Genomic DNA, 12,795 nt, shown 5'->3' with positions numbered 1-12,795 from the left:
ATCGTTGACGCCCAAGAGGATACCGGCCTGCCTTCCTGCCGCACCTCGGGCACTGGCCCAGTCGGCTAGATGTACTGACCACGGAGGTTGTGTCTCCGGTCGGCATGGCGAGATGAAATGAGGAAGACCTCCGTGTGAGGTGTGAAAGCGACCAAGCAACCACACCCACAACGGAGGTCTTCGTGTCCCACGCTAACGCGACCTTGACGCCCACGGGAAGACTGCGCCTGGCCCGGTGTGTCGTCGAAGACGGCTGGCCCCCGGCCCGAGCTGCGGAACGGTTCGGTGTCTCGGTCACCACGGCCCGACGCTGGGCCAGCCGGTATCGCGAGCAGGGCAAGGCCGGCATGGTTGACCGCTCCAGCCGGCCGCACACCTGCCCCCACCGCACCCCGCGTCGTCGGGAGCGCCGGGTGATCGGCCTGCGCGTATCGCGCCGGTGGGGGCCAGCCCGAATCGCTTACCACCTGGGAATGCACCCCTCGACGGTGCACAAGATCCTGTCCCGCTTCGGGTGCGTGCGCCTGGCGTTCACCGACCCGGCCACCGGCGCCCCGGTGCGCGCCACCAAGCGACGCCCGCAGCGCTATGAGCACGCCGCACCGGGCGATCTGGTGCACGTGGACATCAAGAAGCTCGGACGCATCCCCGACGGCGGCGGGCACAAGTTCCTCGGCCGCGCCAAAGGATGGTCCCGGGCCGTTCGGCGAAGGTCCTCACCGAGTGGCTCAACGCCCGCGACCAGGCATTTCGAGACCGAGTCAAGGTGGTCACGATGGACGGGTTCGCCGGCTACCACTCCGCCGCAGCCAAGGCCGTGCCCGCAGCACGCACGGTGATGGACCCGTTCCACGTCGTGCATCTTGCCGCCGACAAGCTCACCGTGTGCCGCCAACGCATCCAGCAGGCCACCACCGGGCACCGGGGCCGCACCGGCGATCCGCTGTACGGCATCCGCAGGACGCTCAACACCCGGGCAGGGCTGCTGACCGACAAACAGAAAGTGCGCTTGTTCAAGGCGTTCACCGCCAACGATGCGCACGCGGCGGTGGAGGTCACCTACGGCGTCTACCAGCGACTCATCGCCGCCTACGAGGCCTCGGGCAAGCGGGAGGGCAAGATCGCGATGTACAAGCTCCTGCGCTCGATCCGGACCGGGGTGCCCACCGAGCTGCCCGAGCTCGCCCAGCTCGGCCGGTCGCTATGGAAGCGGCACCGCGAGATCCTCGCCTACTTCGACGTGGGTGCCTCCAACGGCCCCGTCGAGGCCATCAACGGCAGGCTCGAACACCTCCGCGGAATCGCCCTGGGCTTCCGCAACCTCAAGCACTACATCTTGCGGTCACTGATCCACTCCGGACAGCTTCAGGATCGGATCAATGCACTCTGAATCCGGAAGGGCCCTTTCTATTGACAGTCGATGCGGAGGCGCGTAGCTTTCAGGCACACGCAGAAGAGATTTCTACTGGCCAGAACTACCACGTCGGTAGGGGTCGAACTGCGATGAATTGTTCAATCGTTATCGTGCACAGAAAGGCGTTATCCGTGCCAAGCTCTTCAATCACCCAGAAGTTCCATTTCGTCGATGTGAAAGGGGTTCAGACGCGTTATTTCGACGACGGCCAGGACAAGGATCCGATCCTCCTCATCCATGGGGGGCATTTCGGGTTCTTCATACCGGCCGGAATCGAATCCTGGGGCAACGTTCTAGAGGATTTCGGCGAGTACGGCCGTGTCCTCGCGGTCGACAAACTCGGTCAGGGCGAGACTGGTCTCCCGCTGAATGACGAAGACTGGACTGTCGACGCGGTCGCCGAACACGTTGCGAACTTTGCAACTCAGTTGGGGCTCAAGAACCTGACCCTGGTGGGTCACTCGCGCGGCGGCATGACGGCGGTCCTTCTCGCGTTGAAGTACCCTGAGATGGTAAAGAAGCTGGTCATCATCAGCAGTGCGACTGCGGCACCGGCGCCGCCCGTCGGAACCGACATGGACTTCTACGAGCGAGTCGAAAGGACTGCCCCCGGAGGTTCGGCCGAGTTGATCCGTCACTATCATGCTGCCCAGGCGGTTAATGAGGGAGATCTGCCCGAGGACTACATCGGGATCGCCACAAAGTGGCTCGAGAGCGAAAAGCAGCGCGACGCTGTCGCCGGATATGCACGCAATGCGGAGGAGCACTGGTTGCCTAGCCTCAGCGAGGGCAGGCGCTGGGTTCAGGAACGGCTTGCCGACGCAGGAATCCCGGTGCCGACGCTGGTTGTGTGGGGAGTCAATGATCGATCGGCGCCGGTGTCGATGGGTAAGGGGCTCTTCGATCTGATCGCTGCCAACACCCTGGATAGCTCGCTCTATCTCATCAACAACGCTGGTCATCACGTGTTCAGTGACCAGCGCGAAAAGTTCAACGCCGCGGTTGGTGCGTTCATCTCGCTTTAGCAGAACCCTTCGTCGGTCTTTCGTGCTCGAAAGACCAGATGTCTGATACAAACAACTTCGAAGAGGAAGCTGGATCCGGGCTGATGATCGCGATCTCGTGCGCACTGCTCGCGATTTCTCCCGCGGTCGTGTTTTTTGTCGCGTCCCAGTTGGTCCAGGGAATAGCCCGGGCGTTCTTCTGGACCAGCAGCCAGACCCACGCCGTTCGTACATCCGCCGCACCGGTCAGTGGCCTCCGGGACGTCAATCTGGCGGCGGGGATCGGTGCGCTTCTCGGCCCCACGGTGGCCGGATACCTCTGGGAGGCCTCGGTGCAACTGCCACTCATGATGGGGATCGTCGCAGGTTCCGTCGCCGTCGTCCCCGCGGCCTTGTTGATCAGGTTTCCCCCGTTCGCGGCCAGGCCTTCTTCACCCACTGGCAGGGATGTCCGTCTGTGGCGACGACCCGGTGTCAACGCTGCCTGCTGGATGAACACGGGCGCAGGGGTTTGGAAAAGCCTTCTAAACTCCTACGTCCCTTTGGCCCTGTCCCTGGCAGGCCAACCGGCTGCAGTCATCGGTATCCTGCTCTCCATCGCCAACGCCACCGTTCTCGTCGGTAGTACCGCCAGCGGGTGGGTCCGGCGCCGGGGCGTCAGGGCGTCTCTGGTCATCGGGATGATAGCTACAGGGCTGGGACTGGCCGCAGTGGGACCGTTCGCCGGTCTGACCGCCCCGGTGGCCATTGCCCTGGCCATCTCCGGCATCGGTGCCGGGGTCCTGCAGACCGTCGGTCCGGCCATCGCAGCGGAGAAGGTGCACCCAGAAGAACGCGGAGACGCCCTCGCATTGACGGGCACTTTCCGCGCCACGGCGCTCTTCCTCTCACCGCTGGGCATGGCCGGGCTGGTCACCCTCGTTCCGGTGACCGCGGCCCTGCTGGCCGCGGGCCTGCTCATCATCACCCCAGCTGCAACCACCTGGAGATCCAACAAAGATGTCGACTGACCGACACAGACCCCGAGGCTCGCGCTATTTGCCTCCGGTGACAAGAAAGCAAGACGTTTCGACGAGAGGCTGTCCATGACGACGAAAACCCATCCGAGCGATGACCCCGCAACGGTCCCGAGGCTCCGACTGCGGCACGGGCATAGCATTCCGCATCTGGGCCTGGGCACCTGGCCACTGGTGGGGGAAGAGTGCGAGACGGCCGTCCGCTACGCCATTCAAAGCGGCTACCGGCTCGTCGACACCGCGTTCCAGTACCGCAATGAAGACGCGGTGGGACGCGGTGTCCGCACTGCCGGCGTTGCGCGTGAAGAGCTGTTCGTCTCCAGCAAGTTCAACAAGGAGTCCCACAGCGTCGACGGTGTGCAGAGGGCCTACGACCGCAGTCTCCAAGCCTTGGGCCTGGACTACCTGGACATGTTCATGTGCCACTGGCCCGTGCCGGCCTTGGACCAGTACACCGAGGCATGGAGAGGCCTCGTCAAGCTCTTGGACGAAGGCCGTGTCAAAGCGATCGGTGTCTCCAATTTCAAGCCGGACCATTTGGAGAAGGTCATTGCCGCGACCGGCGTGGTTCCTGACGTGAACCAGATCCAGCTCAGCCCCGATCTCGCACGGCTACCCCCGCGGGCAGTGCACCAGGACCTGGGCATCATTACCGAGGCCTGGAGCCCTATTGGTCGCGAATCGGGACTGCGTGACCACCCCATCGTGGTGCAGATCGCGCAACGGACAGCAAAGAGTCCGGCGCAGGTTCTGCTCCGCTGGCACGTCCAGCAAGGAATCGTCCCGATCCCGCAGGCCGCCAAACCCGCATGGCTGGTCGAGAACATCTCGGTGTTCGATTTCTCCCTGACTGCCGAGGAAATGGCCGCCCTGGCGAGGCTGGACCGCGGAGAGAACGCCGCCCGCGACTCCGACTCCCCCGAAAACGGCCACTGACCCTTGCCGCACCCACCCGTACCTGGCACGAAGAGTGGGAGGGGTTGACGTAGATCACAAAATGCGGAAACCTCTTCACGACAGAGTGGACCTCTGCTCTACAGACTGACTGATCGATGATCGAGAAGGAGCTCTCCCATGGCAGACCATCACGGCGTCCTCGAGGACGTACGGCGGGGCATGATCCCTGCACATATCTACAACGACAAAGAGCTCTTCGAACTCGAGAAGGAACGTCTCTTCAGCCGCAGCTGGCTGTTCGTCGCCCACGAGTCGGAGGTCCCCGAGGCTGGTGACTACGTGGTCCGCAGGGTCCTCGAGGACTCGTTCATTATCTCTCGGGACGAACAGGGCCAGGTCCGGGCCCTGTTCAACATGTGCCTCCACCGGGGCATGCAGGTGTGCCGGGCGGAGATGGGCAATGCCTCCCACTTCCGTTGCCCGTACCACGGTTGGTCTTACCGCAATGACGGGCGCCTCGTTGGCCTGCCGTTTCACAAGGAGGCATACGGCGGGGAGGAAGGCTTCAAGAAGAAGGGCCAGACCTTGTTGCCTGCTCCCTCGCTGGCCACGTACAACGGTCTGATCTTCATCAGCATGGACCCGGATGCCGAGCCCCTGGAGGAGTTCCTGGGGGACTTCAAGTTCTACCTGGACTACTACACGAAGCAGAGCGCGGACGGCATCGAGCTGCGTGGCCCTCAGCGTTGGCGGGTCAAGGCGAACTGGAAGATCGGGGCCGAGAACTTCGCCGGGGACATGTACCACACGCCCCAGACCCACACCTCGGTGGTGGAGATCGGCCTCTTCCGCGAGCCCAAGGCGGAGAAGCGCAAGGACGGCACCACGTACTGGGCTGGCAACGGTGGCGGCACCACTTACAAGCTGCCCGAAGGTGGCCTGGAGGAGCGCCTGCGCTACGTGGGCTACCCGGACGAGATGATCGCCCGGATGAAGGAGCAGTGGACCCAGGAGCAGCTCGACGTGGTCGGCAAGGACGGGTTCATGATCTCGGCGGCCTCACTGTTCCCGAACATGAGCTTCGTCCATAACTGGCCGCGGGTCGAAGAGGGCTCCGACGAGGTGCTCCCCTTCATCTCTATCCGCGTGTGGCAGCCGATCAGCGAGAACGAGACGGAAGTCCTCTCGTGGTTCGCCGTCGACAAGAACGCGCCGGAGGAGTACAAAGCGCTTTCCTACAAGGCGTATCTCATGTGCTTCGGCAGTGGCGGCATGTTCGAGCAGGACGACGTCGAGAACTGGGTGTCCCTCACCAATACTGCCGCCGGCTCCATGGCACGGCGTCTGCTGCTCAACAGCCGGATGGGCATGCTCGAGAACGGCGAGAACGTCGTCGAGGCCCTGTCCCCCGAGGAATACTCGGGACCCGGCGCCACCCGTGTCGGCTACAGCGAGTACAACCAGCGGGAGTTGTTGCGCCGGTGGGCCGATCACCTCGAACGTCCGGTAGAAGCCGCAGCGCAGGTGCACGTGGGCTCGGACCCGGTGCAAGCGCCACCGGCCGCCGGATCGGGGCCCGCCCGCCCGGCCTGCGGCAGCGCAGAGACCGCGCCCGCAGCAACCCTTCACGAGGAGGTCTGATCATGAGTGTTGGAACGGCACACGAGAACGAGAACTTGACGCTGTCCGAACAATCGGCGCTGGGAGCCCACGCCCCGCGTACTCAGCGGACGGGGCAGACCCTGCCTTTCAACGATGAACTTCACCTGGAGGCGCATCGTTGGCTGGTCGATGAGGCGTACCTGTTGGACGCCCAGGACTACGACGAGTGGCTCTCCCGGATCGCCGATGACGTGCACTATCTCATGCCCGTCCGCGTCACCACTGCCCTGGGCGCCGGATACTCCACCTCACCGGGGATGGCGCACTGGGACGAGAACAAGTACTCGCTCAGTCGCCGCGTGGCACGCTTCGCCACCGAGCACGCGTGGACCGAAGACCCCCCATCACGGCTGCGCCACTACATCACCAACGTGCGCACCTTCCGCACCCCCGACCCGCAAGAGATCATCGTGGACTCGGCGGTTCTTCTCTTCCGCAGCCGTGGTGACGTCGGGGAGTCCTCCACTGTCTCGGCAGGACGCGAGGATCTCCTCCGCCGTACCTCATCCGGGTCCGGGTGGGAGCTGGCCCGTCGCACCATCATGGTCGACGAGTCGGTCATCCGCATGCAGAACCTGGCGATCTTCCTGTGAAACTGGAATGGGAAGGCGAGGAGGAAGACCGCCTCGCGGCGATCCAGGCCACCGAGGAACGCCGCCGGCTCGAAGAGCACGTCACCGGCAAGCCGATCGTGATCGCTAACGAGTTCTCGGAGGTCCAGGTCACCCGCATCGAGACCCGCAACGGTTCGCGGCTGATGATTCAATCTCCTCGTTCGGGCCAGTGGGTAACGCTCTGTCCGCTGGAACTGGAGTCCCTGACCTGGCAGGCCCCGGCCACGTTCTCGGCCATGATCGGACACCCTTTCGGGCCGCTCGTGGCCGAAGACGAATAAACACCCCAACCGCCAGAGCACCACCGTCTCAAGCTAAGGAGTTCGACCATGCCCGTTGTAAAAGCCGATCTGCAGGCCTGTCAGGGATACGCGAACTGCGTCGTCGGAGCCTCTGACTACTTCGACCTGGACGACGACGGGATCGTCGTGCTGCTCCAGACCGAAGTCCCCGAAGCCGACCGCGCCCGCGTCACCGAAGCCGCGCGCAGCTGCCCGGTCTCCGCACTGGTGGTAGAGGACGCATGAGCCCGGGCACCGTCGTCGTCGTCGGGTCCTCCATTGCCGGGGTGCGCACCGCGCAGTCCCTCCGGCTGGAAGGCTATAAGGGGGAGATCATCCTCGTGGGAGAAGAGACCGAACTTCCCTACGATAAGCCGCCATTGTCGAAATCCGTTCTTGCGGGATCCGCCGACGAGGACTCTATCCGGCTGCTGACACAGGAGCAGGCCGATGCCGAGGACATCCAACTCTTGCTGGGGCACCGCGCTGTCGATCTGGACGTCGCCGAGAACCTGCTGAAGCTTGAAGGGCATGACCCCCTTCGCTACGACAACCTCGTCATTGCCACCGGAGCATCACCCCGGCCCTCTCCCTGGGGCCAGTCTCCAGGGATTCACGTGCTGCGCACCCTTGAGGACGCCCGCGAACTACGTGGGGACCTTCTCCGGGGTGGGGCGCTGGCCGTTATCGGGGCAGGGTTCATCGGCGCCGAAGCGGCAGCCACCGCCCGCGGCCTGGGATTGGAGGTCACCGTCATCGACCCGGTGCCCGTGCCCATGAGCCGCCTCTTTAACCCTGAGATCGGCCAGTGGTTCGCAGACCTTCACCAGGACAACGGGGTCGACACCATGTTCGGCACCGGAGTGGAAGCTATCGAAGGCGAGGAGGGCAACTTCTCCCTCCACCTGACCAACGGTGAGAGCGTTCAGGCGGCCACCGTGCTGATCGGTATTGGCGTCATCCCCAATGACTCCTGGCTTAGCGCATCCGGCCTGCTGGTGGACAACGGGGTCGTGCTCAACGAGTACTGTCAAGCCCTCGACGCTGCGAACGTGTACGCCGTCGGCGACGTAGCCCGCTGGCGCCACCAGAAGCACGGCGAGGACGTCAGGACCGAGCACTGGACTAACGCGGTGGAACAGGCCGCCTGCGTGGCCTACAACATCATCCATCCGGAACAGCCGCGCGCCTACACGCCCATTGAATACGTGTGGAGCGACCAGCACGACTGGAAGATCCAGGTCGTGGGACGCGTCGGAGGCAATGTCGACCACGTCCTCATCGGACACCCGCAGGTCCACGGCAAGTTCGCCGCCCTCTACACCATCGACGGCACCACCGTCCGGGGCGCAGCCATCGTGAACTGGCCCAAAGCCCTCATTGCCTGCCGTCTGGGCATGGCCAGGGGCATCACGGTGCAGGATCTGCGCGCCAAGCTCGAACCCCAGTTGGAGCCACCGCCGAGGAGGGCGTCATGACACCCGGAAACTTGCTGCCCCAGACCGAGAGCGTCAGCCGGGAACGTATCGCCCTCGCCTGCCGGGTCTTGGCCCATCGGGGCCTTGCAGATGGAATCTTGGGTCACATCAGCCTGAAAATTACCGACAGCACATTGCTGGTGCGCTGTCGCGGCCCGTACGAACGCGGACTGGCGTATACGCAAGCCGAAGACATCCGCATGGTGGACCTCGACGGCAATCCCGCCGCCGACGGCGAGCTCGCGGGCGGATACACGGTCCCCAACGAACTGCCGCTGCACACCGAGCTCTTCCGGCGCCGCCCAGACATCCGGGCTGTCGTTCACGCCCATCCCCCGCGAGTGGTTGCCGCCGACCTGGCAGGGCTTGCAGTACGCCCCATCGTAGGGGCGTACGACATTCCCGGAGCCCGCCTCGCCGCCAACGGGGTGCCCGTCTATCCCCGCGGAGTACTCATCCGCGACCGTCGGCTCGCCACCGAAATGGCCGATGCTATGGGAACAAGGCCCGTTGTTGTGCTGCGGGGCCACGGCCTCACCAGCGCGGCCGAAACCGTCGAGCAAGCAGTTCTCCAGGCCATCAGCGTGGACGGCCTGTCCGGGTTGGCACTGCAAGTGACTTCGGCTGGTGGGCACCTCGTCGATCTGCCCGACGCCGATATGGCCGAACTGCCCGACCTCGGAGGAGCATTCAACACAGAGACTGCTTGGAGACATGAACTCGCACGACTTGGTGAGCCTCGTTGATGGCCTGCGCCCTAGCCGGACAGAGACTGAACCCCCGGTCAGTAACATGAAGCTCATGTCCGCATCACGGGCGGAGGACGACTCCAGATACGGCCCTCCTCCGCAGTACCCCATCGAATCCGTCGACAACGCACTCCGATTGTTGCTGCTCTTCGAGACTCGGCCGAGCATCCGGCTCACCGATGCCAGCAAGTACCTCGGAGTGGCGTCATCTACGGCCCATCGCCTCATGGGGATGCTCCTCTACCGAGGTTTCGTACGGCAGAACCCTCAGACCAAAGCGTACGAACCCGGACAAGCACTCAGCTCCATCGCCTTCGCCATACGGCGCCACGTCGACATCGGAACGCTAATTCGTCCAGCAATGGAAAGGGTATTCGAGGCAACCGGAGAGACGGTGCACTTTGCCGAGCTCAAAGGCTCGAACGCACACTTTCTGGAGGCCATCGAAAGCCAACGTGCCGTCCGCGTTGCCTCACGTCAAGGTGCGATGCTTCCTGCCAACTGCACTGCAACGGGCAAAGCAATGCTGAGCCTACTCACCACGGAACAACTGCATGCCCTGTACCCGTATGAGGAGCTCCCGGGTCTCACCAAGGGATCTATCATTTCCCGTTCCGATCTGGAGCGTGCCCTCGAAACGATTCGGCAAACCGGGTACTCAACGAGCCAGGAAGAAAGCGAAGACGGCGTCATGTCAGTCGCTGTTCCCATCACCAGCCCGAGCGGAGGATACTACGGGATCAATGTATCCGTGCCCGCTCACCGCATGACTGAACAACTCCGCACAGAACTCGGAGCTATGCTCCAGACAGTCGCCAAAGAAATCCAGAACTTGCTCGTTTAAGGATCTCGACGGCCGGTGACGGTGGTGCTGTGGACAGGACCACCTCAGGCCAGCGGCGATTCCAGAGAGTCGATTCTCCGCAGTCGGAGCCCGAAGAAGAAGGAAATGACCACGGCGACGGTTGCCATAGTGACGAGCATCGCCCAGGTCAGTGTCGAGTTACCGAGGCTAACCCGGGTGATTCATGGGAATCTGCGGATCGCTGGGCGAAAATAGACCGAAGTGCTTCCTGAACAGGGGAAACTGGGACTTGTCTAAGGTTCCATGTTCTCCAGCAGAAAGCACTCGGTAGGTGAAGCGTACTTCGTGGTCGGCCGGTCTGTCCGTTACTGCAGATGGTGTCGGGGTGGTCTCGCATGCCGGGGCTATCGTGCCTCGACTTCTGGCTGATCAGGTCGGTCTGACCGCCGAGCTGTCAGGGGCCATGGCTCGCCGCCGGTTCATCCCGATCCACGATCGCGGCCGGGTGTTGATCGATACCGCGGTGATGCTCGCCGATGGCGGCGAGTCCATCTCCGACATCGGCGTCCTGCGCCACCAGTCCGGCGCCCTGGGCCCAGTGGCGTCGGCGCCGACGGTGTGGCGCACGCTCGATGAGGTCACTGCCGGCAAGCGCAAGAAGATCCAGGTGGCGCGGGCTCGCACGCGGCGGCACGTGTGGTCCCACCTGCCCGGCGGAGTGCCCGCATCGGCGTGTGCGGGGCGGGATCTGGGATCGACGGTCGTGCTCGATGTGGACGCCACCATTGTGGTCACTCACAGCGAGAAGGAGCTTGCTGCGCCGACGTATAAGCGCACGTTCGGGTACCACCCGATCGGCGTGTGGTGCGACAACACAGAAGAGTTCCTCGCCGCGAGCTTGCGCCCAGGCAACGCCGGGTCCAACACCGCCGCCGACCACATCGACGTCCTGGGCCAGGCAATCGCGCAGATCCCCGCCAGTCATCGGCGTGATCTGCTGATCCGCTCCGACGGTGCCGGCGCCTCCCACGACCTGATCGACTGGATCACCGAGCAGAACCGCGTCCGTGGTCGACAGGTGGAGTACTCGGTCGGCTTCTCCATCACTGCCCCGATTCGCCGGGCCATCGCGACCTGCCCCGAAGCCGCGTGGGGACCAGCGCTCAACCCCAACGGGGACATTCGTGACGGGGCCGACATCGCGGAGCTGACCGGATTCCTCTCCCAACGGATGCTCGCCAAGTGGCCAGACGGGATGCGGGTGATCGTGCGCCGCGAGCGGCCCCATCCGGGTGCTCAGTTGTCGATGTTCGAGGAGATCGATGGATGGCGCTACCAGGCTTTTGTCACCAACACCACCGCCACGGGTCAGCTGCAATTCCTCGAGGCCAGGCATCGGGCTCACGCCCGGGTCGAGGACCGGATACGCCACGCCAAGGACACCGGGCTCGGGCGGCTACCTTCGCGGGGGTTCGCGCTCAACCAGGCCTGGCTCGTCGCGGTGATGATCGCAGCGGACCTCGTTGCCTGGACGCGGATGCTCGCTTGCACCGGCGAGGCCGCAGTCCTGGCGTTGTGCGAGCCCAAGGCACTGCGCTACCGCTTCCTTCACGTGGCAGCCCGGCTGGTCCGCAGCGGCCGACGGCGAAAAGTGAAGATCCCGGAAACATGGCCCTGGGCCGTCGCGATCGTCGCTGTGTTCAACACGATCGCCGCGATCCCCAAACCAGCCTGACCTCACATGCCCGCCCACGACATCACCACCCGGGGACCCGCCCACCGGCAGCGCCAGCCGGCACACACGCACGCCCACCCACGAAATCGATCCCGCCGTCACCCGACAGCAGCAGTCACACCGGCCCGTGAATCAGCGGGGCTAAGGGCCACCCCGGTGAGCACGGGGCCGATGGTATTGCCGATGTACGTGCCGGTCTGGACAATGCCGGTGGCCGCTGCGGTGGCCCCAGGCGCCATGTGCGAGATGAGGAAGTGCACCAGACCTGGCCACCCCCACCCCAGGCCCACCGCTAGCAGGACACCTACCACGTAGCTCCAGGTGGTGGGGATCGCCATGAGTGAAAGCCCGACGGCGCAGACGATGAGTGCTGTCTGGATCAGAGAAAGTGCTGACACGCCGCCTCGATCGACGACTCCGCCAATGACGATACGGGTCGCGGCTCCTAAGGCGCTGCCGACGGCCAGAATCACACCAGCCGGGCCGACTGCAATCCCCCGCTCCAGCGCGCCGATCACGGCAAAGGCCACGGCGGACGTAACGGCACCGCCCGCGAACATCGTCATCGCGGCCATCAGCACCAACGCCGAACGCATCTGGGTATCCCATTGCCCCGCCGGCCGGGTCGTACCCATAACGACCGGCATGGTCCGGGTCCGGGCCACGGGGACCAGTACGAGCATGCCCAGTACAGCCATCAGCAGGAAGGCCATGGACCATCCCAGAGTCAACGCAACCAACGGGATCGAAACGCCGGCGACCAACCCCGTCACAGGGACCGCGGCCTGTTTCACCCCGAAGGCCAGCCCGCACGAGGCGGCTGGGATGTGCGTGACGAGCAAGTGGTTGGAGGAAGGGTGCCCGAGACCGTTCCCGAGTCCCCCCAGGGATGCCCATACAATTAGCCACGGCCACGCAGAGATCCAGGACGCGCTGCCGGTCAGGCTCACGACCGCCAGAAGCAAGGCGGCGATGCCCATGCCTTTCTCGCTGAGCACACGACCAATCACACCGGTGCACGCGGAGGTGAGGGCGGCCGCAGCCCAGTAGACCCCTACCGCCAGGCCGATCCCGTAGGCCGGGACGCGGATTGTTGCGGTGATCTCCGTGGCCAGCGCCCCAAGGAGAAACACCGGCATG

The 12,795-nt window shown here is 64.3% G+C and carries 12 protein-coding genes and 2 pseudogenes; 13 read left to right on the top strand and 1 reads right to left on the bottom strand.

Translation table 11 applies throughout. From position 1 onward, the window contains the following. Positions 1 to 182: 182 nt before the first annotated feature. The 13 genes and pseudogenes from GSI01S_RS19830 to GSI01S_RS13090 all read left to right on the top strand — a co-directional run. Positions 183 to 689, top strand: a pseudogene (locus tag GSI01S_RS19830) (helix-turn-helix domain-containing protein); the annotation flags it as partial. Further along, a pseudogene (locus tag GSI01S_RS13145) lies at positions 689 to 1,390 on the top strand (ISL3 family transposase); the annotation flags it as partial. The pseudogenes GSI01S_RS19830 and GSI01S_RS13145, both read left to right, overlap by 1 nt. A 155-nt stretch (positions 1,391 to 1,545) precedes the next feature. Beyond that, complete coding sequence (locus GSI01S_RS13140; protein ID WP_006897061.1) at positions 1,546 to 2,439, top strand: alpha/beta fold hydrolase; 894 nt, start codon at positions 1,546 to 1,548, stop codon at positions 2,437 to 2,439. Positions 2,440 to 2,477: 38 nt separating this feature from the next. After that, the gene (locus GSI01S_RS20375; protein WP_006897060.1) at positions 2,478 to 3,428 is read left to right on the top strand and encodes an MFS transporter; all 951 of its coding nucleotides are present in this window, start codon (positions 2,478 to 2,480) and stop codon (positions 3,426 to 3,428) included. A 75-nt stretch (positions 3,429 to 3,503) separates the two neighbouring features. Beyond that, positions 3,504 to 4,370 (top strand): aldo/keto reductase, encoded by an 867-nt coding sequence (locus GSI01S_RS13130; protein ID WP_006897059.1) that lies wholly within the window; start codon positions 3,504 to 3,506, stop codon positions 4,368 to 4,370. Positions 4,371 to 4,508: 138 nt separating this feature from the next. Further along, on the top strand, positions 4,509 to 5,972 hold the full coding sequence (locus GSI01S_RS13125) for an aromatic-ring-hydroxylating dioxygenase subunit alpha (protein ID WP_006897058.1): 1,464 nt from the start codon (positions 4,509 to 4,511) through the stop codon (positions 5,970 to 5,972). 2 nt (positions 5,973 to 5,974) lie between these two features. Then, complete coding sequence (locus GSI01S_RS13120; RefSeq protein WP_006897057.1) at positions 5,975 to 6,586, top strand: 3-phenylpropionate/cinnamic acid dioxygenase subunit beta; 612 nt, start codon at positions 5,975 to 5,977, stop codon at positions 6,584 to 6,586. Next, positions 6,583 to 6,888, top strand: a complete 306-nt coding sequence (locus GSI01S_RS13115; protein WP_006897056.1) for a hypothetical protein — start codon at positions 6,583 to 6,585, stop codon at positions 6,886 to 6,888. Before GSI01S_RS13120 ends, GSI01S_RS13115 begins: the two co-directional genes overlap by 4 nt. A gap of 48 nt (positions 6,889 to 6,936) precedes the next feature. Then, positions 6,937 to 7,134 carry a ferredoxin gene (locus GSI01S_RS13110; protein ID WP_006897055.1) on the top strand — a complete coding sequence of 66 codons (198 nt, stop codon included), beginning with the start codon at positions 6,937 to 6,939 and terminating at the stop codon, positions 7,132 to 7,134. Beyond that, on the top strand, positions 7,131 to 8,366 hold the full coding sequence (locus tag GSI01S_RS13105; protein WP_006897054.1) for an NAD(P)/FAD-dependent oxidoreductase: 1,236 nt from the start codon (positions 7,131 to 7,133) through the stop codon (positions 8,364 to 8,366). Before GSI01S_RS13110 ends, GSI01S_RS13105 begins: the two co-directional genes overlap by 4 nt. Next, on the top strand, positions 8,363 to 9,112 hold the full coding sequence (gene phtC, locus GSI01S_RS13100) for a 3,4-dihydroxyphthalate decarboxylase (protein ID WP_006897053.1): 750 nt from the start codon (positions 8,363 to 8,365) through the stop codon (positions 9,110 to 9,112). Before GSI01S_RS13105 ends, phtC begins: the two co-directional genes overlap by 4 nt. A 46-nt stretch (positions 9,113 to 9,158) precedes the next feature. Then, on the top strand, positions 9,159 to 9,959 hold the full coding sequence (locus GSI01S_RS13095; RefSeq protein ID WP_006897052.1) for an IclR family transcriptional regulator: 801 nt from the start codon (positions 9,159 to 9,161) through the stop codon (positions 9,957 to 9,959). Between the two features lie 292 nt (positions 9,960 to 10,251). Further along, a complete protein-coding gene (locus GSI01S_RS13090) occupies positions 10,252 to 11,655 on the top strand; it encodes an IS1380 family transposase (RefSeq protein ID WP_006897051.1) in 1,404 nt (467 codons plus the stop codon). Positions 11,656 to 11,753: 98 nt separating this feature from the next. Here the strand turns inward: GSI01S_RS13090 and GSI01S_RS13085 are convergent. Beyond that, positions 11,754 to 12,795: MFS transporter (locus GSI01S_RS13085; protein ID WP_006897050.1), on the bottom strand; the 1,042-nt coding region annotated here is incomplete at its 5' end.

Source organism: Gordonia sihwensis NBRC 108236 (assembly GCF_000333035.1).
Taxonomy (GTDB): domain Bacteria; phylum Actinomycetota; class Actinomycetes; order Mycobacteriales; family Mycobacteriaceae; genus Gordonia; species Gordonia sihwensis.
The sequence above is the reverse complement of the archived record's forward strand: the minus strand, read 5'-3'. Positions and strand labels throughout refer to the sequence as shown.